At 38.6% G+C, this 23785-nt stretch carries 25 protein-coding genes; 12 read left to right on the top strand and 13 right to left on the bottom strand.

Annotation, left to right across the window (positions count from 1 at the left end):
• Positions 1–5 precede the first annotated feature (5 nt).
• Both BLP85_RS00330 and BLP85_RS00325 read right to left on the bottom strand, forming a co-directional pair.
• Positions 6–926: an alpha/beta fold hydrolase gene (locus BLP85_RS00330; RefSeq protein ID WP_092818158.1), complete on the bottom strand. Its 921-nt coding sequence runs from the start codon at positions 924–926 to the stop codon at positions 6–8.
• Positions 927–940: 14 nt separating this feature from the next.
• Positions 941–1486: a PadR family transcriptional regulator gene (locus BLP85_RS00325; RefSeq protein ID WP_092818157.1), complete on the bottom strand. Its 546-nt coding sequence runs from the start codon at positions 1484–1486 to the stop codon at positions 941–943.
• A gap of 135 nt (positions 1487–1621) precedes the next feature.
• Between BLP85_RS00325 and BLP85_RS00320 the strand changes: the two genes are divergently transcribed.
• The 4 genes from BLP85_RS00320 to BLP85_RS00305 all read left to right on the top strand — a co-directional run bounded on the left by BLP85_RS00320 (position 1622) and on the right by BLP85_RS00305 (position 5903).
• On the top strand, positions 1622–3646 hold the full coding sequence (locus BLP85_RS00320; RefSeq protein ID WP_092818156.1) for an FAD-dependent oxidoreductase: 2025 nt from the start codon (positions 1622–1624) through the stop codon (positions 3644–3646).
• Between the two features lie 170 nt (positions 3647–3816).
• Positions 3817–4227 (top strand): nuclear transport factor 2 family protein, encoded by a 411-nt coding sequence (locus tag BLP85_RS00315; RefSeq protein ID WP_092818155.1) that lies wholly within the window; start codon positions 3817–3819, stop codon positions 4225–4227.
• An 83-nt stretch (positions 4228–4310) separates the two neighbouring features.
• Positions 4311–5399, top strand: a complete 1089-nt coding sequence (locus tag BLP85_RS00310) for a YheT family hydrolase (protein ID WP_092818154.1) — start codon at positions 4311–4313, stop codon at positions 5397–5399.
• A 267-nt stretch (positions 5400–5666) separates the two neighbouring features.
• Positions 5667–5903 carry a hypothetical protein gene (locus BLP85_RS00305; RefSeq protein ID WP_425550232.1) on the top strand — a complete coding sequence of 79 codons (237 nt, stop codon included), beginning with the start codon at positions 5667–5669 and terminating at the stop codon, positions 5901–5903.
• A 675-nt stretch (positions 5904–6578) separates the two neighbouring features.
• On the opposite strand, the gene BLP85_RS00300 is transcribed toward BLP85_RS00305, so the two are convergent.
• The 3 genes from BLP85_RS00300 to BLP85_RS00290 all read right to left on the bottom strand — a co-directional run bounded on the left by BLP85_RS00300 (position 6579) and on the right by BLP85_RS00290 (position 8011).
• Positions 6579–6890 (bottom strand): hypothetical protein, encoded by a 312-nt coding sequence (locus BLP85_RS00300; protein WP_092818153.1) that lies wholly within the window; start codon positions 6888–6890, stop codon positions 6579–6581.
• 91 nt (positions 6891–6981) lie between these two features.
• Positions 6982–7335, bottom strand: coding sequence for a hypothetical protein (locus BLP85_RS14795; protein WP_143002172.1), 354 nt, complete (start codon positions 7333–7335; stop codon positions 6982–6984).
• A gap of 205 nt (positions 7336–7540) precedes the next feature.
• On the bottom strand, positions 7541–8011 hold the full coding sequence (locus tag BLP85_RS00290; protein ID WP_092818152.1) for a CinA family protein: 471 nt from the start codon (positions 8009–8011) through the stop codon (positions 7541–7543).
• A gap of 247 nt (positions 8012–8258) precedes the next feature.
• Here BLP85_RS00290 and BLP85_RS00285 point away from each other — a divergent pair, with 247 nt between their 5' ends.
• From BLP85_RS00285 to BLP85_RS00270, 4 genes are all read left to right on the top strand, one after another.
• On the top strand, positions 8259–9674 hold the full coding sequence (locus BLP85_RS00285; RefSeq protein ID WP_092818151.1) for an iron-containing redox enzyme family protein: 1416 nt from the start codon (positions 8259–8261) through the stop codon (positions 9672–9674).
• Between the two features lie 85 nt (positions 9675–9759).
• Complete coding sequence (katE, locus tag BLP85_RS00280) at positions 9760–11886, top strand: catalase HPII (protein ID WP_092818150.1); 2127 nt, start codon at positions 9760–9762, stop codon at positions 11884–11886.
• A gap of 562 nt (positions 11887–12448) precedes the next feature.
• Positions 12449–12589, top strand: a complete 141-nt coding sequence (locus tag BLP85_RS14880; protein WP_165493318.1) for a hypothetical protein — start codon at positions 12449–12451, stop codon at positions 12587–12589.
• A 72-nt stretch (positions 12590–12661) separates the two neighbouring features.
• Entirely contained in the window at positions 12662–12883 is a 222-nt protein-coding gene (locus tag BLP85_RS00270; RefSeq protein WP_092818148.1) for a hypothetical protein, read from the top strand.
• Between the two features lie 476 nt (positions 12884–13359).
• Here the strand turns inward: BLP85_RS00270 and BLP85_RS00260 are convergent, their stop codons facing one another.
• From BLP85_RS00260 to BLP85_RS00240, 5 genes are all read right to left on the bottom strand, one after another.
• Positions 13360–13593 (bottom strand): DUF2171 domain-containing protein, encoded by a 234-nt coding sequence (locus BLP85_RS00260; protein ID WP_092818147.1) that lies wholly within the window; start codon positions 13591–13593, stop codon positions 13360–13362.
• A gap of 308 nt (positions 13594–13901) precedes the next feature.
• Complete coding sequence (locus BLP85_RS00255; protein WP_092818146.1) at positions 13902–14534, bottom strand: SOS response-associated peptidase; 633 nt, start codon at positions 14532–14534, stop codon at positions 13902–13904.
• Positions 14535–14729: 195 nt separating this feature from the next.
• The gene (locus BLP85_RS00250; RefSeq protein ID WP_092818145.1) at positions 14730–14981 is read right to left on the bottom strand and encodes a hypothetical protein; all 252 of its coding nucleotides are present in this window, start codon (positions 14979–14981) and stop codon (positions 14730–14732) included.
• 228 nt (positions 14982–15209) lie between these two features.
• Complete coding sequence (locus BLP85_RS00245) at positions 15210–15377, bottom strand: hypothetical protein (protein WP_092818144.1); 168 nt, start codon at positions 15375–15377, stop codon at positions 15210–15212.
• Between the two features lie 164 nt (positions 15378–15541).
• Positions 15542–16408 (bottom strand): glucose 1-dehydrogenase, encoded by an 867-nt coding sequence (locus BLP85_RS00240; protein WP_092818143.1) that lies wholly within the window; start codon positions 16406–16408, stop codon positions 15542–15544.
• A gap of 257 nt (positions 16409–16665) precedes the next feature.
• Between BLP85_RS00240 and BLP85_RS00235 the strand changes: the two genes are divergently transcribed.
• From BLP85_RS00235 to BLP85_RS14875, 3 genes are all read left to right on the top strand, one after another.
• Positions 16666–16875 (top strand): hypothetical protein, encoded by a 210-nt coding sequence (locus BLP85_RS00235; RefSeq protein ID WP_143002171.1) that lies wholly within the window; start codon positions 16666–16668, stop codon positions 16873–16875.
• A gap of 263 nt (positions 16876–17138) precedes the next feature.
• On the top strand, positions 17139–17231 hold the full coding sequence (locus BLP85_RS15165; protein ID WP_409449170.1) for a hypothetical protein: 93 nt from the start codon (positions 17139–17141) through the stop codon (positions 17229–17231).
• Positions 17232–17739: 508 nt separating this feature from the next.
• Positions 17740–17904, top strand: a complete 165-nt coding sequence (locus BLP85_RS14875) for a hypothetical protein (protein WP_171259612.1) — start codon at positions 17740–17742, stop codon at positions 17902–17904.
• 103 nt (positions 17905–18007) lie between these two features.
• On the opposite strand, the gene BLP85_RS00230 is transcribed toward BLP85_RS14875, so the two are convergent.
• Together BLP85_RS00230 and BLP85_RS00225 are read right to left on the bottom strand one after the other, a co-directional pair.
• Positions 18008–18448, bottom strand: coding sequence for an META domain-containing protein (locus BLP85_RS00230; RefSeq protein WP_092818141.1), 441 nt, complete (start codon positions 18446–18448; stop codon positions 18008–18010).
• Positions 18449–19244: 796 nt separating this feature from the next.
• A complete protein-coding gene (locus BLP85_RS00225) occupies positions 19245–20447 on the bottom strand; it encodes an alpha/beta fold hydrolase (RefSeq protein WP_092818140.1) in 1203 nt (400 codons plus the stop codon).
• A 594-nt stretch (positions 20448–21041) separates the two neighbouring features.
• Here BLP85_RS00225 and BLP85_RS00220 point away from each other — a divergent pair.
• A complete protein-coding gene (locus BLP85_RS00220) occupies positions 21042–22199 on the top strand; it encodes an MFS transporter (RefSeq protein WP_092818139.1) in 1158 nt (385 codons plus the stop codon).
• Between the two features lie 91 nt (positions 22200–22290).
• Here BLP85_RS00220 and BLP85_RS00215 read toward each other — a convergent pair whose 3' ends face one another.
• Positions 22291–23724 carry a GGDEF domain-containing protein gene (locus BLP85_RS00215; RefSeq protein WP_409449169.1) on the bottom strand — a complete coding sequence of 478 codons (1434 nt, stop codon included), beginning with the start codon at positions 23722–23724 and terminating at the stop codon, positions 22291–22293.
• Between the last annotated feature and the right edge of the window lie 61 nt (positions 23725–23785).

Raw genomic sequence — 23785 nt, 5'->3', positions numbered from 1 at the left:
GCAGTTTAAGGTTGATGAGCTGCATTGGCTTTCAAGAATGCGCTAATTTCTCGCGCAAACTTTAGCGGTTCGCTAAGCAAGGGGGTATGTCCAGATTTCTCAAAACGGACTTGTTTGGCATGGGTAATACTTTCTGCAATCAAGGTTTGACCTTTCACCGGATAAAGCCTGGATTGCGTGCCACTGAGAAAAGTTACCGGACATTGCAGCTTTTGCAGGGCTTCGCGGTAATCTTCCTGATGGTAAAGATAGTTGTTGATATACCAGGCCATATAGTCGACCCGGTGAGAGGGCAGTAATAAGCTTTGCAATCGCGACTGGTTGAGTACCCATTCAAAGGCTTTTAAACTGTATCTATTGCTATTTTGCAGGCCAATAAACTCTAACCAGAGCTTGGCAAGCTGTCCGCGGGCTTGGCTATTCAGGTCTTTTATATATTGAATGTGTTGATGCTGAGCCAGCAACTGCGACAGCTCGGTCAGAATAGATATAAACAGCTGATGCTGTGGACCAAATAAACCATAATCCCAGCTATCATCTACCGAAATTTTAGGGGTCTGGTCAATATGTAAATAGGCTGCAATCTGTTCGGAAAAGTTGCCATATTGCATGCCATGCATGGCCGTGGTTGCACCCATGGAATAGGCGATCACTACAATATCGTTTAACCGAAGCTGTTCAATCAGGCTGTCAATATCACGCCAGTGACTGGAAATCGCATCCAGTTCGGGAATGGCACACCCTTGTGAAGCCCCAAAACCGCGCCAGTCCGGAATAATAAAGCGATGCGTTTTAGCATGCCGGTAAAGAAACGGAAGCCATTGCCAGCTTTGCATCCCCAGACCTGACAGGACCAAGACCGGTTGTCCTTGTCCAAACTCGCGAACAAAAAGTTGTTCATTATCAGGCATCAGGTAATGTGGCATGTGTGTGTCCTTTTTTAGTTCTTATGTTCAAATGCTTTTAACTGTGGAATCATGGTCTCTAACCACTTGATCCAGCCCATTTCCAGGTCAATGCCCAGTTGCAGAATCATTTTATGAATAAACAGGGTCCGGTCCTGATCCTGTGCATGGGCAAAATCTTTGGCAAAGATCGTTTGATAGATTTTCAAATTTTGTTGATGCAAGATCAGGTGCCTTTCCAGTTCAGGCAACACCGTATTGCCACCGAGTTGAGCTTCGGCACGCAAACGCACCATTAAATCGTCACGCAATTGTGCAGGTGGACTTTGTTTGAGCATCCAGTCGGCCAGTTCGGCGCGCCCCAATGCTTCAACCTGATAGGTCTTTTTGCGGGTATTGGAGCTGTGATCTTCAAGCGTAGAAATCCAGTTCTTTTGTTGCATGGCGCTGAGTTCACGGTAAATCTGCTGATGGGTCGCATTCCAGAAAAATCCCATGGAGCGGTCAAAGCGACGAGCCAAATCAATACCGGTACTGGGTTTTTCAATCAGGCTGGTCAATAAAACATGGGCTAAGGACATAAACGGCTCAGTCAATAAATCTTTACAGCTTCATTATGCAACATGTTGCATAAAAAACAAATCTGGAATATAAGTTATGCAACAAGTTGCATTAAAAGATATTTGCCAGCTGAGAAAGCACGCCAAGGAGATTGTATGTCTAATTACCCGCATTTATTAGCGCCTTTAGATTTAGGCTTTACCACACTTAAAAACCGCGTTCTGATGGGATCCATGCATGTCGGTCTGGAAGAGGCTCCACGTGGTTATGAGCGTATGGCGGCATTTTATGCAGAACGTGCACAAGGGGGTGTCGGGCTGATTGTGACGGGCGGAATTGCACCGAATGATGCAGGCCTGACTTTCGCAGGCGGAGCGAAATTAGATTCTATACAAGAAGCGGAAAAACATAAGGTGATTACCCAGGCGGTGCATGATGCCGGGGGTAAAATTGCCATGCAGATTTTGCATACCGGGCGTTATTCCTATCAGGCCGACCTGGTGGCACCATCTGCCATTCAGGCACCGATCAACCCGACTAAACCGCATGCATTAACCAGCGCAGAAGTACAACAAACCATTGCAGACTTTGCCCAATGTGCAAAACTGGCACAGTATGCCGGATATGATGGCGTAGAAATCATGGGTTCGGAAGGCTATCTGATTAATGAGTTTATTGCGGCACGGACCAACCATCGTGATGATGAATGGGGCGGCAGCTATGAAAACCGTATCCGTTTCCCGATTGAAATCGTACGCCGTACCCGTGAAGCGGTAGGTGAAAACTTTATCATCATCTACCGATTATCGATGCTGGACCTGGTTGATGGTGGATCTACTTTTGAAGAAGTGGTGCAACTGGCCAAGGAAATTGAAAAAGCCGGTGCCACCATTATCAATACCGGGATTGGCTGGCATGAAGCGCGCATTCCGACCATTGCCACCAAGGTCCCGCGAGCAGCATTTACCTGGGTTACAGAAAAACTCAAGGGTTTGGTCAAGGTTCCGCTCATTACTTCAAACCGTATCAATACCCCGGAAATGGCGGAACATGTGTTGGCTTCGGGTCATGCAGACATAATTTCCATGGCGCGTCCCATGCTTGCCGATGCCTTCTTTGTGCAAAAAGCAGAACAGGGCCGCAGTGATGAAATCAATACCTGTATTGGCTGTAACCAGGCCTGTCTGGACCATATTTTCTCGATGAAAATTGCATCCTGTCTGGTCAATCCGCGTGCCTGCTATGAAACGGAGCTGATTTTTAAAGAAACTGTTCAGACGAAAAAGATTGCGGTGATTGGTGCAGGACCGGCAGGCTTAAGCTTTGCCACCTATGCGGCTGAACGTGGACATCAGGTCACTCTTTTTGAAGCCGCCAATCAAATTGGGGGGCAGTTCAATATTGCCAAAACCATTCCGGGTAAAGAAGAGTTTTATGAAACCTTGCGTTACTTCAAACGTAAAATTGAATTACAGCCCAATATTAAGCTGCTTTTAAATCATCCGGCGACCTATGAAGCATTAAGCCATTCTGATTTTGACGAGATTGTTGTAGCGACCGGTGTCACTCCGCGTCAGTTAGAAATTGAAGGTATCGACCATCCGAAAGTACTGACTTATCTCGAAGTATTAAAAGAACGCAAGCCAGTAGGGCAACGTGTCGCGATTATTGGGGCGGGCGGTATCGGCTTTGATACCGCGGAATATTTAACCCATGAAGGAGATAGTGCCAGCCTGAACCCTGAAAAATTCTATAATGAATGGGGTATTGACACCCGTTATGAAAATGTCGGGGGATTGAAGAACGCACAAGTAGAACAGTCCAATCGTGAAATTTACTTATTGCAGCGTAAGGCAAGTTCAGTGGGCGCAGGTCTGGGTAAAACGACGGGCTGGATTCACCGTACCGGATTGAAACACCGGGAAGTAAAAATGCTGGCAGGTGTCAGCTATGAAAAGGTGGATGATCAGGGCTTGCATATTGTAGTGAATGGTCAGCCGACTGTTTTAGAAGTTGATAATGTCGTGATCTGTGCCGGTCAGGAACCTTTCACCGCAATGTTCGAGCAACTGAAAGCCGATGGTAAAAATGTGCATTTGATTGGGGGGGCCAAAGAAGCCGGCGAACTGGATGCCAAGCGTGCCATTCGTCAGGGTGCAGATTTGGCGGCAGTGATTTAATTTCTTTCAATGAAGTCCCCCTTTATAAAAGGGGGATTTAGAGGGATTCTTATCAATGAATGCTAAAAATTAATCCTTCCCAATCTTCCTTGCGCTTCGTTTTAAGGCAATGCTTTAAAACTTGCTCAGGGAGGAGTTTTTTTAAATACACAACAAAAAAGGAAGCCTAAATGACCATTGAAACAACAAAACAGGCCATTAAACGTTGGCACACCATGCTGCAAACACGTGACATGTCGATTTTAAATGAATTACTGGCTGAAGATGTGGTGTTTCGTTCACCAGTCGCCTATCAACCTTATCCGGGTAAACAGGTGGTGTTTTTTATTCTGAGTAATGTCATTCAGATCTTTGAAAACTTTACGTACCATCGCGAATTCTATACCGAAGATGGCATGAATGTGGTACTGGAGTTTTCTGCCAATGTCGGTGAGAAAAAACTCAAAGGCATTGACATGATTCAGTTGAATGAACAAGGTCAAATCATTGATTTTGAAGTGATGCTGCGTCCGAAGAGTGGACTGGAAGCATTGGCGGCACAGATGGGAAAACGTATGGCTGCTTTTATACCAAAAGTATAAAGAGTATAGTAAAGATATATGCTGTTAATGGAGTGACATGTACTAAGTATTTTGCGTTACATCATTTTTGAGGTAAACCGAATATGAAGTTTGTGCTCAATAAAATCAGTCAGTTGGTGCAAGAAATTGTCGATCAGGTGACAGGGGCTGAATTACCTACCCTGTACTATGATCCACAAGGTGAAGCAGGGCAGATGCTTGAAATTTTGCCCCAACTCAAACAGAAATACCGTCCAACGCCGTGGTTGTCCAATACACATCTGCATCTGATCTATTTTGACTTAATCAAAAAAAAAGCGGTGCAACTCCAGTATGATGTGATCGAACATCTCAAGATGTCTGATGGTGGAGTTACCGCCATTGCCTGGTATGGGCTTCATGTTGCTGCAGATACGCCAACCATTGTGTTGATGCCTACCTTGACGGGTACACCGGAAAGTATGGCCGAACTGGTCCGTGACTTGCATCGACATACCGGATGGCGTGTAGCCTTATGTTTGCGCCGTGGCCATGCCAATTTACCGCTGCCTGTTCCCAAAATTTCCATGTTCGGTTCGACTGATGATTTGCGTGAACAGATTCAGTATATTCAAAGCAAATTTCCAGATTCCACCCTGTATGCGGTTGGCTCATCTGCGGGCACCGGATTATTGGTCCGCTATTTAGGAGAACAAGGCGAGCAAACACCGTTCAAGGCAGCATTTGCATTGTGTCCCGGTTATGATACTGAACTGGGTTTTCAAAATGTGCATCCTTTCTATAGTAAAGTGATGACGAAAAAACTATTTGAATCCTTTATTCATCCTTATAGCGAAACATGGCAACAAACCGCTTCCTTGCCCAAAGTGCTGGCTTCCAGGAATTTATTAGAGTTTCAATCTCATTATTTTGAACTGGCAGGCTATAGCAGTTTTGAAGACTATAATCAGGCCACCAATCCGATTCATGTATTCGAAAATGTCAAAATTCCATTGATGATTTTAAATGCGGAAGATGATCCTGTGTGTCATATCCGGAATCTGGAACCTTATAAGGAAACCCTTCAGAAGATGCCGAATATTGTCGTCGTGACCACTAAAAAAGGTAGCCACTGTATTTTTTACGAAGGTTTTAAACAACCGGAATCTTGGGCATCACGTTTGATTGCAGACTATTTAAGGGTATATCAGTAATTTCCTGTATTTCTCGGTTTCTAAGGAAAGGGAGGGCTTAAAAACTGAAATATTTAAATACAATTTTAATTCATAACGCTGATATACTGATGTATCTTAAATCAATATTTCTGTTATAATAATTTCAACAATAAAACTGACATGAAAATGTTCTCGTTCAAAATTAGTAAACGAGAAATCTCCGCTCATTTGAGTGATCCCAAGTTAAGGTTGTTATTTTGAAATGCCAATGGTGGCTTTTCTATCTGTATTAAAAAATTGGTGTAAATGTTGAATAAAACTGAAAATTTAGTTGCAAAATCTGTAAATGGCCGTGAAATTGTTGTATCGCTGATTCCTTTGAAAAAAATGCAAAATACCCGTGATGGCTTTAAATGGGTTGAAGTAGGCAAAAAAGTCTTGCTTGAATCCGGTATTGAAATTGAGTTGAATCTTGATGGCCGCAGTTTCTATACGGGCGTAAATGAAATGTTCCGGCTTAATGCGCATGTAAATGCGGTGTAAGGGTGAGAACAATACAAAAACCGTCTTCAAGGCGGTTTTTTAATGCCTGAAAATTTTACTTGAGCTTGCCTGCTGAACAAATCGGGAAATGTTTGCTCGATGGACCACTAGGCAGCAGTAAGTGAAGAAGATCGAAAGTCTACAAGTTGTAAAAAAAATTAAATCCGATTCTAAAACCCCTAAAAATGAGTCGCAAAAATTAACAGGAAAGTTCAATTATATAGGGGGATCTGAATATTCGAAGCTAAGTAAAAAAGTTGAAAAAGTTAAATTATTGAATTTTAAGTAATTGAAAAATAAAAATATATTAAATAAATAAACTGCTATAAAAACAAGCGACATATTTTGCAATGAATTTTTGTATTTGTGATGAGAGAAAGTGTAGATTTTAAAATGTGATATTTATATTTTTAGTATTTTTTGATACATTTATGTCAATAATTGTTATTGTCTGACAAAAAATCTCAGTGTATAAAGAGTGTTCCACGATAAGGAAGTGAGAGTGGGTTATGAAAACAATAGAACTCCTTGTAACTTCATCATCTGCACTGATGCTGATGTTTGTAATCTATGCATTTGGGCAAATGTTTAATTAATCAGAAAAGTATTGCACAAAAAAGCACCCAAGGGTGCTTTTTTAACGAGTAGAATTTAAATGGAAATTTTTTCATTCCTTTACATTCTGTCCCATGCATCTTTTACGGCATGTTTCGCTTGTTGCCACTTTAAGCGAGAGTTCGCTTTAAACTGCTCCCATTTACTTTGAAGATCATTTTCCGAGTCTTCAAAACGGGCATTTTCGCCGTATTCAGAACGTGAATGTTTTCCAAATTCATAAGCAGAGGATAAATCCTTGTCATAATCAATATCGGGAATATCACGCTGTAAATCTTGATAATAAGGTCGACTGGTATAATTTTCACGCCAATACCGATCAGATTCACTATTTGACGTACGGTTTTGATTTTCTAAAGTGGGATCAGTCATTCTGTGTAGCTCCTCATTTTTGAATCAATAGCCAAGCAATGAAAGACAATTTCACAATCTAAAATGTGAAAGTGAATGTTCAATCAACGCATTATTGCTGTTGATTGTTTTGGTCATTCTGATTTTGTCTAAAATTTTGCTGTTGACCTGTTTGCTGACGTTGCTGATCATTTTGCTGCTGTTGTTGCAGGTTACCTTGCTGCTGACCAGTTTGTTGGCGCTGCGGGTCATTTTGCTGTTGCTGTTGGTTAGGTTGTTGCTGCTGACCAGGCTGTTGGCGTTGCTGATCATTTTGTTGCTGCTGTTGTGGCATGTTGCCCTGCTGCTGACCAGGCTGTTGACGTTGCTGATCATTCTGCTGTTGCTGTTGGCGTTGTTGGTCGTTCTGCTGTTGCTGTTGGCGTTGCTGATCATTTTGTTGTTGGGGTTGATTTGGATTAGTCATCTCTACACCTCATATATATTTTTTAATAACATCTGTTTAACCAGATATAATTATTATTAGCATGAATATTTCATTAAAAAATAAAAGGGATGTTACATAATGTTTGAAATGTAATTATAATGATTCGTTTATATATTATATCCATGAAATATATGGTTTATTGGAAAGCCTTATATTTACAAATTTAAATTTTAATTATATTAATTTAAATTTTTTTAATAATTTTAATGAGGCTTTTACATATGGATTGGATAAGCTTGTTTAATTTTTCTGTTTTCTTTCCTTTACACAAACATCGGTAATTATATATTTTGTTTTTGTATAAAATTGAATAAAAAAAAGTTCCTACAGGTTTTTCTGGAGTTTCAGAACCGCCGGGTTTGAGTAATCCAGTACATCCCACATATATATCCGAGGTAAATATATTCTTTGCTTTTTTTACTAATTCTTCAGTAATTTCAATAGATTCTGCAGTATATTTTTTTATGAGCTTGGGAGATATCTTAAGTACTTTTTCTTTAACTTTTAAATCATAACATACCAGAGCTCCATTTAAGATTTCGCCAGAAAATGGGGTGAGTGAAAAACGGTAAGCCAAATAACCTGCTGAAGCACTTTCAATGAAAGTCACTTTTAATTTTTTTTTAGCCAGTAATTTACAGCATTGAGTAGTCATATTTCTTCACTTTATTTTAATATCATATTTTTATTTTAGATAATAAATAAAATATTAACAATAAAATATTTTAAAAAGAGAACCATTTCTCATTTTAAATCGTGATTATAATTTTAACTTTTTGATTAATCAGATTTGATTACTATTGAATCAACATAAATTAAACGAATGAATAACAATTATAGGGTTTTTTCATGAATCGCAAGTAGATTAAGGTTATATGCTAATTACCGCTTGGAGAATAAAAATGCCAGTAGCAGTAAAAAAACAGCCGCTAGAATCAGTAGATAAAAATCATCAGAATTATTTTGATATGGTTAATTTTTTTCTTAATGGAGATGTTTCTGTTCAGGAAAAGGAAAGAAAAGCCTCATATTTTTTAAAAAAAGAAATTCAAAATCTAAATTATAATTCCAACGATTTTCCCGCTGATGTGAGTAAAATCCATGACTGGATTCTAAAGAATAATAAGCTTCAATGTGCTGAATACCAGGCCTATTTAGAAAGAAGAAATAGCGGAGCAGGGCGAGAATATTTTAAAAATGTGGGGCAGGCATTCGAGTTTCTGATTAAAGTTGCGCCTGTAAAGCAAGTTGACGGTTCCTGGTTGTTTAGCATTACCCATTACTGGAATGATCCAGTTTTCAGAGATCTAATACAAATTTATCTGGAAGAGCTGGGTTTGGGCTTAGCCAAATCCAACCATGTGTGCTTATTTAATGATCTTATTATCAATTTAGGACTGGAACATTTTGTACTAGATCTGGAGGATGAATATTATCATCAAGCTGCAATTCAACTCGCGCTGGCTTATGCACCACCCGAGTTCATTCCGGAAATCATTGGTTTTAATCTGGCCTATGAGCAACTTCCGTTACATCTGCTGATCACCAACTATGAACTGCAAGAATTAGGTATAGATTCAAAATATTTCAATCTGCATATCACCATCGACAATATTGATAATGGACATGCAAATTTATCCATTAAAGCATTTGAAAAAATTTACAGTAAATTCAATGACAAGCGGTCTTTTATAGAAAAAATGAAGGCCGGTTTCGCTTTGAGTGATAAAGGCTTGTCCTCAAGGCAAATTATCAAGAATCTAAATCTAGACACTTTGGTGATTAAGATTTTAAAACGTAAAGCCCTGGTCGGTAATGTCATTCACAATGATAAATGCACCTTTAATAACAAAACCATTAATTCTTGGCTTGCATCACCCGAGTCAGTGGAAGAATTTGTTGATGTACTCATTGATAAAAAATGGATCAGGCTGGGTAGAAATCCAGAAGAAAGCCGCTTCTGGAAGCTGATTAGCCAGGAAGATGGAAAAATGTTTGGCGTATTTACGGCTACTGAAAAGCAGATCATTTATGACTGGATTGCCGGTGAATCTGCTCCAGATGCCGATTTAAATGCACACAGAATCCAACTTGAACATGAGGATCAAACTGATTTTATGTTCAGTTTTTTATCTGATGGAGAACTGGAAGATATTCAGCATCAGATTTATGAAACCGGCAATCTGGCCATGAAAATCAATAAACTGCTGCCTTATTTAGCTCCTCATGCCCATCATCATGAAACAGGTCTCTGGTGTACCCAACGTTTTGCCGATTACCTGTTTCCCTTTCTAAGCAATCAGAAGTTTACTCATTAACTTCAATCATACAGGCGAATGTCTATTGATCAACGCATTCATTTTATCAAACACATGTTTAATGGAATAGAAAAGAGGCGCAAATATGAATCATAAAGCTAAGCAAAGTGAAGTTGCAGGCACCGATGCTTTAGACAAAAAGAATGAAAGTGCAAAAACCCAGCAGTTAGATGCTTCACGCAGTGATGCTACTGATCATGCACTGACCACCAATCAGGGCGTAAAGATTGCAGATAATCAAAACAGTTTAAAGGCAGGTGTACGAGGTTCGACCTTACTGGAAGATTTTATCCTAAGGGAAAAAATCACCCATTTTGATCACGAACGTATCCCTGAGCGAATTGTGCATGCGCGTGGTGTAGGGGCACATGGTTATTTTCAGGCTTATCCGGGCAATGAACAATATACCAAAGCGGGCTTCCTGACCGATTCCAATATCCAGACCCCCATTTTTGTACGATTTTCTACAGTACAAGGCCCACGGGGATCTGCCGATACCGTGCGGGATATTCGCGGTTTTGCGATTAAATTTTACACACAGGAAGGCAATTACGATTTGGTCGGCAATAATGTTCCGGTTTTCTTTGTGCAAGATGGTATTAAATTTCCGGACTTTGTGCATTCTGTCAAACCGGAACCGCATACGGAAATTCCAACCGGAGGGTCAGCCCATGATACCTTTTGGGATTTTGTCTCTTTGGTACCGGAGTCTGCCCATACCGTGATGTGGGCGATGTCGGACCGTGCCATTCCCCGTAATTTGCGCTCGATTCAAGGCTTTGGTGTCCATACTTTCCGTATGATCAATGCTGAAGGTAAAGCCATATTTGTCAAATTCCACTGGACACCGAAACAGGGTTTAAGCCAGTTGCTTTGGGATGAAGCGCAAAAGCTGTCAGGGAAAGACCCGGATTTTCACCGTCGGGATTTATATGAAGCGATTGAGTCGGGGAATTATCCAGAATGGGAACTCGGTATTCAAATTGTCGCTGAAGAAGATGAAATGAAGTTTGATTTCGATTTGCTTGATCCGACAAAAATTATTCCGGAAGAACTGGTTCCGGTCACGCCAATTGGCAAGTTTGTACTGAACCGTAATGTCGATAATTTTTTTGCAGAAATTGAACAGGTGGCATTTTGCCCGGCCCATATTGTACCCGGTATAGATTTCACCAACGATCCACTGTTACAGGCACGTTTATTTTCTTACACCGACACCCAGTTGAGCCGCTTAGGTGGGCCAAACTTTCATCAATTGCCCATTAATAAACCGGTTTGTCCATTTCATAATAACCAGCGTGATGCCATGCATCAAAGCTTTATTCATCGCGGTCAGGCATCCTACCAACCCAATTCGATTGATAACAATTGGCCAGCCGAAACTCCGCCTGCTGCCCAGGAAGGCGGTTTCGAGAGCTATCAGGAACGCATAGACGGTAAAAAAATTCGTCAGCGCAGTGAATCATTTTCAGATCATTTCTCGCAAGCACGTCTCTATTATCAAAGCTTGGCGCCGCATGAACAAAAACATGTGGTGGATGCATACACCTTCGAATTGAGTAAGGTACAACGTCCACATATCCGCCAACGCGAAGTGCAGGAAGTGTTGGCCAATATAGATCTGGATCTGGCTCAACAGGTGGGTAAAAACCTGGGTATAGAAGTCACTGCCCCACAAAATCCGGCAAAAAATTCTTCAGTAGAAAAATCGGCGCGTCTTACTATGACAGCGTTTATTCCTGAAGATATTCAAGCTAAAAAAATAGCCGTATTGGTTCATGATGGCGTGAGTCAAGCCAATATTGACGCGATTCAGCAATGGGCTAAGGCTGAAAAAGCTGTTGCGCATATATTGACCCCAACGCCGGGCCCTGTGCTTAATCAACAGCAGTCTCCCGTTGCATCAGATGGCATGCAAAAAGCTGAGCCTTCCATTGCCTATGATGCTATCGTCCTTGTAGATGGTGATAATTACCCGCAGGCTTTAAAAGATGGGGTAACAAAACATTATCTTTTGGAAGCCTATAAGCACCTGAAACCGATTGTATTGTTGGGTGATAAACAAAAACTTTTACATGAGCTGAAATTGCCACACGATGAAGGGACTTTAAATGCAGAGGACTTTACCGCTGTACAGGAACAGTTTAAAACCCTGATTCGTCATCATCGGGTGTGGTCGCGTGAAGCCATTGCCGACACCGTACCAGCTTAAATCATGATATTTTCGTATTTGTCTTTCATAAAAAACCCATCTTTATGATGGGTTTTTTAGTGCACATCCTTTGTAAAAATTGACTTGCCAGTGTTTTCTATGGTCGAGCCAAAGAATTAAGGATGAGCCATTAAGGGCTTTTAATAATTTAATTACACATTGTATTTTTTAATCAAATAATAGAATTTGTTATCAATAAACTGATGAATATAGAGGTTTTGTTTGCATGTTTATTTATGTATTGTTTTTGTTTTAGATTTTGTGAAATAAATATTATTTAAAATCTATATAAAATATGGAATTTTATGTATGTGTTGGAATTGTATGTAGATTACTATTAAAAATAATGTATTAATAATTTATTTAGTAATTGGGTAATTTTTTTTGTTTAGTCAGGATGCTTAATATTATTAATGTATTACTATTGTAATATTATATTTTGATACATCATCATTGTTTTTATTCAGTTAACTTGGGTATATTCTGATAGAGTGATAAATAATTAGGCCGTTAATTGTTGTTAATTGATTGGCATCAAATAATGACAAGAAGGAATAGTATTATGTCTAAGTCAAAATCTCAAAATCAAACAGATATGAATCAAAGGAATCAACCGATAAAACAACCCCATCATTTACCACAGCAAGACCATAAGCATAATCAGCAGAAAGATACTGAAAAGCAGTCTCAAAATGAAAAATAAAACAGGAGTCATTGCTATGGTCATTGAAGTTTAAAGGGAGCGAAGCCCGTTTAAACATAAAAGGAGTTAATCATGAATATCAGACCTGTAAAAGCCCATAAAATGAATGAGGATTTCGATACATCACCCACCGTAATTTATACGGGGGAATATGATGAGGAGAATCATTTGATGAATGTATATGATTCATCCCAAGAACAATTGACAAAAATGATGGGCACCAATCAATGGATTTTGAATTCTACAGGTGAGGTATTCTTTATTGAAGAGGATGTACCTTATTTTGCTAATTAACAAGGTCAGGTAAAATGAATAATATAGTAACTACATATCCACAGAAACTCATTACATTTTATAAACTCGATAGCCCGGATATTCAACGAGGTGTATGGGCGAATTACGACAAGAATGGAAATTTTCTCAATCTGACCAATTATTATGGTCATAGATTGGATTTGATTGGACCGGATCGAGTACGTATAGATGGTGAAGTTTGGGTATGTAAAGATAATTTTAAATAAAAATAGGTTTAATTTTATGAAAAACTGATTTTTAAATATAAAATATAAAGAAATTTATAGAATAAAAAAGGCTATTAAAAACATTAAAATCAGAAAAATAATATTTTAAGCTTTAGTATAATTAAATAGAGCTGGTCAGCTCAAGCTGTTTTAATATTGTTAAATTTTAAGGGATCAAATTTAAATAAGCCCTCCAGAGCGAAGAAAGGGCTTATATCAAAGGGCTTATATCAAGGTGTTCTAAACTGTTTAAGCAGTAATCCAATGACTTTTGACTTCTTCGGCATCCACATTAAGCATCACTTGATTTTCTTTAATTTCACTTACCCATGAAAGTGGAATAAGGTGATGACTACCTTCTTCATTTCTTGTTAACTTAATTTGATCTGTACCTTGAAGGTGATCTACTGTTCCTACTTTTTGACCATCTGAAGCAATTACATCTGCATGTTTGGTAATGTCATTTACGTTCATAGTAGTCATTTCATACCTCTCCTATATAGCGGTAATCTTGTACCTTCTAATTTAAGACATTCTCTCATCTTTCGCGCCATATATATGCAAAAGGGAACAAATCTTTAAGCAACTTTACCTTAGTGCATAAATATCAAGCTTTAGAAAAAAATTTATGTCTTATTAAAATTTATAGCGAAACTCAGTATTCGATGTTCTCTCTTTTTGATCATTTTAAGTTGAAGAAAATAATGATTGAGAAAAATTTTTAAATTAAATAGGCCTGATTTTTATCATTTAAAATGAATGTAATGATGACTTACGATCAATAGTGAACATTAAAGTCGAGTCATGACTGCGCGATTTTTAGGGACAGCAACATATTCATTCTGCATTTCAAAGAAAAATTGACTCGCTTCATTATATTGGCAATTCAACCAGTCCATTCTCGCATTTTCGGGAATAACAATGACTGAGCGCTTTTCATCTTTGGGTGTGTGAAATTGACGCATAAAGGGATGATGGTCAGCATTGATGGTCAGAAGGCTCATGGAGCGAACCTGCCTGTTTTCAATTACTGCATTTTCATATATGGCAGCGAGGGTAAAGGGCAGTTCATCTTTACGAAAAATGGCGTACCAGTGCGGTTTGCCATCTATATATTTGGGTTCATAGATCGCATCGACAGGTACAAGTGCAAACTGATTTTTATGCCAGGCATGACGAAAACTGGGCTTACTAGACACGGTTTCAGTTCGTGCATTATAGGTATGACGGCCATATTTTAATTCTTTTGCCCAAGAAGGAATCAGGCCAAATTTGGCAAGGTCCCATTCTGGCCGATCTGCACCATGAATTAAAATTGGGGCATCATATAAGGGATAAATATGGTCAGGATATTGGAACTGTAGCTCGGAAAGACCAAGAAGAAATGCCCTATTTTTTTTAATTGCTTCAAAATTTGCGCACATAGCTCAGTTCCTATTTTTTATTGATCCTCATTACAGCAAAAAACATGGGCCAGCTTCCTCATTCTTACAAATTTAGCACTATTCGTATTCAAACCTTTAAGGTAGTTGATGATCAGTTCTAGCTGCCCGACTATTTTGATCAATAAACAGCTATTTAAATAAAATTGTCGGGCAGATCATAGATAGGGGGACAAATTAAAGTTCATCGTATTCATATCTGTACAAGTTTATTTCTGCCTGGATAAAAGACTCTCCATAATAGGTATTTAGAAAAACTTCTGCTTCAGTTTGTGTAATAAAAATTTTTGCTACATTTTTATCGGTCGTCCAGTACCATGGGCTTGCTAAGGCTAAATCCAGGTCAGACATTTGCCAATTATGGCAGTCATCAAATTGATCTCGATAAGCGAGAAAATGCTGATTCTTTTTAATGCAATAGAGTGTCATCTGTATCACCCCTTTGACGGGTAAACTAAGATTTTAAATGAGTAGATTCATTGAAATCTTTAAAAATTGTGAACAGCAGACGCATATATTTTCTAAAGCTAATAATAATCATGCTGTTATATTATTTTTCTGATGACATTATCCGACAAATGGTAAAATGGCCTGATGATAGGTGGGTCAATTAAATAAAGCTCTGATGAAAGAGCTTTATAAAACTATAAATAACTATTAATGGTGTCTTTTTTTCTTGCCACCACCATCCTGCTTATTTACGGTAGCCCAAGCAATGCGTTCAGCATCCTCCTCGGAAAGCCCACGCTCTTTTTCACTTTCCTCAATATGTTTGGCTTGCCGCTTCTGTTTGGCAGTATAAGATGATTTATCGCCTCTAGGCATAATGAATCCCTCTTTGAATTTACAGCCTCATTCATTTAAGCAAAAAAAAATGAATGGTGGGTAATAATATGTCAATGTTTGGTGTGGATTTGATTCATCATGATTCAAATTATTCTTACAGGCTAAATGGTTAAAGAAAATTCCAACCGGTAATTTTAAATGCTTTAGCCATTAATAATGCTGCCACCATTAACATGAATGACTTGTCCAGATATATAACTTGCTTCATCCGAGGCTAGAAACAAGTAAGCAGGAGCCACTTCACTGGGTTGTCCCATGCGTCCCATCGGCGTGGTCTTACCAAAATCTTTTAACTGTTCTTCATCAAAACTGCTTGGTATTAACGGTGTCCAAATCGGTCCGGGAGCGACTGCATTGACTCTAATCCCGGTCTTATTTTTCAATAAATTTGTGGATAGACTTCGGGTAAATGAGGTAATTGCACCTTTGGTGCTTGCATAATCGATGAGTAGATCATGGCCATGATAACTGGTGATGCTGCTGGTGTTGATGATTGCATCGCCTTGTTTCATATACGGAATCACCATTTGGGTCAGATAAAACATAGCCAGTATATTGATTTCAAAGGTTTTAAAAAGTTGCTGGGTATTGATATCTGTAATATGTTTTTGCGGGTACTGAACGCCGGCATTGTTAATTAAAATATTGATGGTTTGAAATTTTTGCAGCGTTCTTTCAACTATCTTGCTTATTTCATCGTGATGTTGCAAATCGCATTTCAACAGCAGGCAACGACGACCTTCTTGTTCTACCATTTTCTTGGTTTCTTCCGCATCTCCATCTTCTTCCAGATAGCATATGGCAACATCTGCACCTTCGCGTGCAAACAGCACGGCGATTGATCTGCCAATGCCGCTATCACCCCCCGTAATCAGGGCAACTTTGTCTTTTAATTTATTGCTTCCCTGATAGTTGGGTTTGATGACTTCGGGCTGGGGATGCATTTGCGATTGAATACCCGGTTGATGGGCTTGGACTTCAATGGATGGGCTTTTAGGATATTTGTTCATATTCTGCTTCACTATTTTTTTAAATGCTTAAAACATATTAGAAGCTTTAGAAGATGAATTTAGATGAGGCAAACATTAAATAACATAATGTATAAAAAGTTATCAACGCTACACTTGGATATTTCTTTTTATTTTTTTCTCTTTAGATTGGAAACTAAAAAGCTAAACCAGTTTACATTCAAGCTAACAAATTAATTCACACTTTAAGCTCTAATTTCTTATGATAAAGATCAAAATATAAATGAAGATCAATGGTTATGATTAAAATTAGAAACCCCAATTCAGGCGAAGAACGAATGATTAACAAGGTTTTAGGCGATGAAGTCACCTTGGCTCAGGCACAAGATCATGCTGGTTATTATGATATGGATAATCATCAGTTTATTCCCAAGTTGAATGAAAATGATGAAGTAATCGGCTTTGTTGAAACTTCAGAAAATTCGATCTTATGGGAAATTTTGACCTAAATTTCATCGCTTAAAAAATATTCTCGTAGTTCGAATCAACAGTGGATCATCTAGAGAAATATTGGCAGTTATTATGAAAATTTTCCTATCCCGATTGTTTTTTACTCAAAAAACCGTAAATAAAAATTAAATGAATAAGCCGTTTTTACATTTTTGCTGTAAAAATTGAACCGTGTAAGTCGGTATCTCTTCTATTCTTAATTTTGATAGAAAGAATATAAGGATTGATGATGAAAAAACTGCTATTTATAGGAGTAGTGCTTATGCTAGGTCTAAGTGCCTGTCAAAAACAGGATAATGATACGTCGCAGCAAGATAAAACCACCACTCCTCATTCCATGGATAAAGACCAGTAAAGTCCAAAATTGCCAAATTATTTTAATATCTTGCTCTGAAATTTTGACCTTATTATTTGAAAGTTATGCTGTTTATACCCATATTATTAAGTATTAATCCTTTTTCTGAACCGGTAGGTGAGGTGAAAGATATGCTTAATACATTTCGTAAATTTTTTTGTATTCATGTTTATGAATTCAATTGGGATCACAAGCACGGCTACGTCCAGGAATGTCGCAAATGTGGTAAAAATGACTAAGGCATTTTAGCGGTTAACTCAAGCGAAAATGACAGTTCTGAATAGTTTAACTTACTCCAATTTGATTGGAGGGGAATAGATTTTGTCTTAGAAAAAAACGCTCATATCATAAAGAAATGTTAACAGGGTTAAAATCGCCTCGTTGCAGATCAATCATATAGATGCATCTAAATTACATTGAATGAAATTGACACAAAGTTAAGATTGGATAAAAAAGATTAAATAGTAGATTAGCTCATGTAGATTCTAAATTGAGGAAGGACATGCAAATGATTAATCAACAACCTCTTCAAATGAGCCAGCATAATCAAGAGCGCGATCGCGATAAACAAAAGGAAAAACAAGAGAATCGGCAAGGTAATCAGCAAAACCAGCAGTCCAATGTGCAGCAACAACCTAATCAACAAAACAATCCGCAAAAACAACATAAATAACATGTTGTTCTGTTCTTAAGCGGAATGCGTTTTTTGAATGATTCAGGTAATAGGATTGATCAATAAAAGCCCTCTGATGAGGGCTAAGTTTTATCCGTATTCTCTATTTAAGGTTCTTAAACTTAAGTACCACGCGACGATTGTTATCCAAGAGCTTTAATTCACTATCGGTCGCATCATAGCTGACCACCTGGTTTAACGCCTGTGAAAATTTTTGCGGTAAATCGGTTGGATTTAAACAGGCTTTTTCGGTAGTGACCAAATTTGAAAATTTAATCTGGTTGCCTTTTATGGCATACCCACCCATAAATTGGTTACAGCCATCACTGCCGCTGAGTTGGCTGTGACCAAAACTAAGCGTTGGAACTGCGGATAAGGTAGGGTCGGCTTTATAATTCATTTGATTAATTTCGGTCATCACCCAGTTTTTATTTTGCAATTTCGCTAAATTTCTTTCGGTAGAAGGATTCAGCATTGAGGACGTACAACCTGCCAAAACTATAGAGACAGCGAAGCTGCTTGCGATCATCGTTTTATTTAACATTTGCTTTCTCCAATTGATTTACCTAAAAGATAATTGTGAGACAAACAACACATGATAATTTTATAAAAAATTTCTCAATTCATTTGATTATTAACGAATAATCCACATAAACTGATCGAAAAATAAACATGGATTTTTCAAACGAAACAGCAATTTTTAAGTGAGTCCGTTTATATCTGTACTGATTTTTAAAAATGCAATAGAGCATTAAGGTCTTTGACATTATGCATTTCAAATCATGCAATTGCAGGTATCATAGTCAACTGGAAAGCGTGATTTTAAAATAATTAACTTTCAATTAAGTTAATTTAAAAATTGTGTATGATTCATATAGATCGTTTCAATTTAGCGGTCTTTAAATCCTTTTGTAAGGGATGTTTTGAATGCGTTCATTTTTAGGACGAATTTTCTAATCGTTTTGACTTGAGGGGGAGATAAGACTTTAGGGATGGTCTTTAAAATCAGCGAGATTCCATGAAGCCTCATCCATTCTGTTTGTAAAGGTCGAGCCCAAGATTTCTAGCCCAATGCATTTCTAATATGAAGACCGTCAGTTCATTGACTTGATATTAGAAGATTTTAACGGCGTTTAAGCAGGCTATTTAATTTATCAATGTCCTGTTCAGTATATGGTTTCCATCATTTGCGTAAAAGCTGTCTGGAAATACCACATCTCCGACAAACTCATTCAGCATTGTTGAATTTCTCTGTTCATAGACATCCATTATATTCAAAATGCTGTCTATGAATTCCATAAATAACTCGTATAACCTTGATTCTAAAGATTGCATCTAGGCTATTTTGCACTGCAAGTGCTTAAGCTTTTCTTATTTTCAATTGAGTTTATAAAATTTCCAATTAAAAATTCACTTTGTCTTAAGGAGTCCCGATGGTCGCCTTCTTTCAAAGGATAAAACGCAATAGGTTTTTCCATCTTGCAGATTTGTTGATAGTAGGCATAAGTACCGCGTGAATCCACTAACTGATCTTTCTCACCTTGAACAACCATAACTGGCACAGTGGGGATCATATTCTCAATAGACTGCTTCTTTAGATAATTGGTCAAAGGTGTCAGATTTACATTCGGTTTAAAGACAGTTTTAGGTGCTTGCTTCAGATCAGATTGTAATTCGGATAAACAGCGGCTACGTGCCTGATTAAGAATTTCCCCCATTTCCGGGCTAACTAAATTTGCTGGAACGAGGCTAGGGTCTGCAGCTTCCGCTCCCAGAAGAACGATTGGAAAAAATGCTGCAACACTGGTGTCAATTTGAGAGTGGGTTGCTACATATTCTGCAATTCCTTCATATTGATAACCGCCTGGAGCAAGGGCAATTGCCCCGCGCAAATTAAGTTCGGGTGCATCTTTTTGTCCATACGCTGCAACAGCAAGAGATGCAGCCCCGCCTTGACTATGCCCCATGACATACCAATTTTTATTAAATTTGTAAGGTTTTAAATGGTGTGTCGTCCTTACAGCATCCACTACAGTATGTAATTGGCTTTGAGCATTCATATAGGGATGTCCGCTTGGTGTACCTAAGCCCTGATAGTCTGGTGCAACCACCGCATATCCACGAGCAAGCCAGGCATTCAAAGCTTTTGCTGCTATTTGTTGATATATATGAACAGGTCCACCCACATAATCACTCGAAGGAGCACAAGTATCTGCAACACCTGTTGTACCATGCGCCCAAGCTAAAATAGGCCAACCTTCTTTTGGTGCTTTTCCTTTAGGCAGTAAAATAAATCCGGAAGCTACAATTGGTTCCGACTGTATTCCGCGGCTGCGATAGGTAATTAGGAAGCGTTGTGATGCATTCGGAAATAGATCGGTATTTTGTGCTTGTATGGATAATAGGGTACCGGGTGTTTTAGCGGGAAGATTTGATATTTGAATTTTACTGTTATTGGAAAGTTCAGGCGAGGCAATTGCGTATGTTGAACCTAAACATAGGCAGCTCACTGTCAATTTGAGAACAAGGTCTTTAATTTTCATCACGTGCACCGTCCTTCTTTTTTATAATGTCATTTTTAATGTATCAGTTTTTACTTGTCTTTCTGAATGAACTATTAACAAAGTTTGTAAATTAAATAAAAATAGGTAGATACCATGCTGTATATGGCTTTAATTACTAACATTTATAAATTACTTTTTAAAAGTGAGACCCTCATTCGAGGCTGACTTAAATTTATTTTCATACTTTCAAATCTATTTTTTCTTCTTTAGATATTTCTTCGCATGTCCACCCGGCAAGCAATCATATGTTTGACCATTGCTGTTAAGGTCTAAACTTTTCCAGTTTTTTGTCCTGATTTTTTCGTTGTTCAAACCATTTTTGCGCTTGTTTGAACTGAAAAGAATGCCACAGCAGAAATATAATTTACTTATATAAAATAGACTGTCTGAACGGGCGGTTTTTTATATGATGTCGCAACTTTTTTAATTTTTTACCTGTACTGTGCTTGGTGATAAAATATTAAAAATTAATGACTTTTTAAAATGTTGCAGTACAGGAATAGACAGTTATATGCAAATATGTGCGACTCTAAATGAATTTAAATTATTGATAATGCAAGGATATGCAATGTAATGCAGCCTATTTCAATTCAGCACAGACTGGCAGGATTCTACTTCTTCTACTATTCCATAGTCGGTACGTTCATGCCTTTTTGGAATTTGTATCTGGAAGATCAGGGCTTTAATTATCAAGAAATCGGACTGTTATCTTCAATCGCAATCATTACCCGCTTTTTCGCACCGTTCATTTGGGGATGGATTGCCGATAAATCGGGCAAAAGAATGCTGTTGGTCCGTATAGCCACCTGGATGGAAGCCTGTATCTGGTTCATGATTTTTCTGATTCCAAATACCTTCCAGTCTGTGGCATTGCTGATGCTGATTTTCAGCTTTTTTCAGAATGCCATTTTAGCGCAATTTGAAGGGGTTACGCTGTTCTGGCTGGCTGAAAAGCGTACTCAGCTGTATGGGAAAGTAAGAAAATGGGGCTCGGTGGGTTTTATTGTGGGCGTTTTCGGTATTGGTGCCTTACTTGAAATTGTCCCTATTTCCATGCTGCCACTGATGTTGTTGTGTATTGCATTTTTGGCTTTCCTTTGGTCTTTTAGCATCAAAGAACCCAGCACAGCGCCGCGATCACAACAAAAACTAGAACCATTAATGCCGATATTAAAACGACCTGTAGTTGCTGCATTTTTTGCTATTGAATTTGTTTTATTATTTTCCCATGCTCCATTTTATAGTTTCTATAGTAACTACTTGCATCAAACAGGTTTTTCGACCACTGAAATTGGCCTGTTGTGGTCAGTGGGGGTGGTTGCGGAAATTATTATGTTTGCATTTGCGCATATTTTTTTAACCCGTTTTTCATGGCGCAGTCTGGCCAGTGTGTGTCTGGTCCTGACCGGTGCACGCTGGATTGTTGTGGGACTATTGCCTCATTTCTTTATGGCACAGTTCTTAGCCCAGAGTATTCACGCTTTTAGTTTTGGCCTGTTTCATATGATTGCCATGCGCATTATCTTTCAAAACTTTTCTGCCGGTCAGCAAGGTCGTGGTCAGGCCATGTACAGTACCATGTGGGGTTTAGGCGTGGCTTTAGGAAGTATTCTGGCGGGAAAATATTGGCAAGTCATCTCCGGCGAAATGGTTTTTGTTCTGGCTGGGCTTTCAACAGCTGTGGGTTTGCTGTTTGTACGCTGGCTACCGAAAGATATCCAGCAAAGCTAAAAAAACCGTAAAGAAAAGTCAGCATTCTACGCGGTTAATGACAAGATTGCTGCTGTGCTATGGTTCTGGGCAGTATGCAACCGGTTTTATATCAAGAAGCAATGGTGATCTGATTGCGTCCCAAAGCTTTTGAACGATACAGGGCATGATCTGCCTGATTAATAATATGTTGCAAGCTCAGCTCGGTAGGCAAGCTTTGATGGGCAATACCAATACTGGTGGTAATAAACAATAAATCTCCATCAGGCAGTTGCATCGGGGTTAGCTCGGTTTTAATCCGGATTCTTTCAGCAATAGTTTGGGTTTCCTGTAAAGTCGTATTCATGAGGAGGATCAGAAATTCTTCACCCCCTATACGGGCGAAAAGTTCATTGGTCCGGATATTGTCTTCCACCAGTTGCGAAAAATGTTTGAGAACCAAATCCCCAATATGATGTCCATATTGGTCATTCATTTTTTTAAAATGATCCAGATCGAGCATAATCAATGAAACCGTATGGCTTTTAGCTTCACTTAGATATCTTTCACCTTTTTCAAAAAGATGACGTCTGTTTATGGTATTGGTCAAGCTGTCATGATTGGCCAGATGTAACACTTTTTTGTACAGTTCACGGCGATTACTGGTAATAATGCAAAGAATGAGAGGGGCTAAACCTAACATACATAGACCAATACGTACCGAAATGGTGGTGGTTAAATATGCCGATGATGACTCCGATAAGTAAAAATAAGTCAGACTATGATAAGTCACTAAACAGACAATGCTGTTGATCAGGGCAACGCTAAAAATGGGATAACTTAATGCCGCCCAGATTAATGCAGCCAGAGGATAAAGCAAGGCACCCGGTCCAAAGAAAATATGGGTAAAAGTCACGGAAATCACAATGGCAACCAGCGGGAGCAGTTTAATTAACCGGAACTGTTTAAGCTTCATATTTTTAAATTTTTTACCCATTTCATTCAGGGTGGGAAAAAATAAAATAATTGGCAAAATGGTAATATAATTGACAATTTCACCGGCCCACCACATGCCAAAGTCCACCCCAAGACGTTGCGTGGACATGAAAGTATCAGAAAGATAAGGAACTGTGGCTATGGCAAACAGGGCACTGACCAAGCTCCCCCCTAAAGCACAAATGATAAATAAATATAAGAAGGTAAAACCCTGATTGTAATTGCGATAATTTAATTTCCAGAAGTTGATAAGAAACAATGAAACCGTGACATTCATTAGATTTGCGAGACTGAGAATAAAAGTCAGTTGTAAAGAACTGCCCGTCATTAAATCTGCCAGCATGTAAGCGCTAAAGGCACCTAACCATCCACCCCAGAGGTTTAAATGCTTAAAGCGTAAAAATAGACCCAGCAAAACCGCATTTGCTGGCCATAGATAGGCTAAAAAGGTGACAGGCCTGGATAAAATCCCGCATAAACAGCAAATCAGGACCACAGCACCCAGGATAAAAAAGGCATTCACCTGTTGCTGTATGGAAAATGATTTAGATGAAGTCAGCACAATATGCAAGATCACATCCTTGTCACTCTAAGATGGTGACTTAGTCAAAAGTATTAAAAAAATTATTTTG

The organism is Acinetobacter kookii (genome assembly GCF_900096895.1).
GTDB classification, from domain to species: Bacteria; Pseudomonadota; Gammaproteobacteria; order Pseudomonadales; family Moraxellaceae; genus Acinetobacter; species Acinetobacter kookii.
This window is presented reverse-complemented; position numbering and strand designations above follow the sequence as displayed.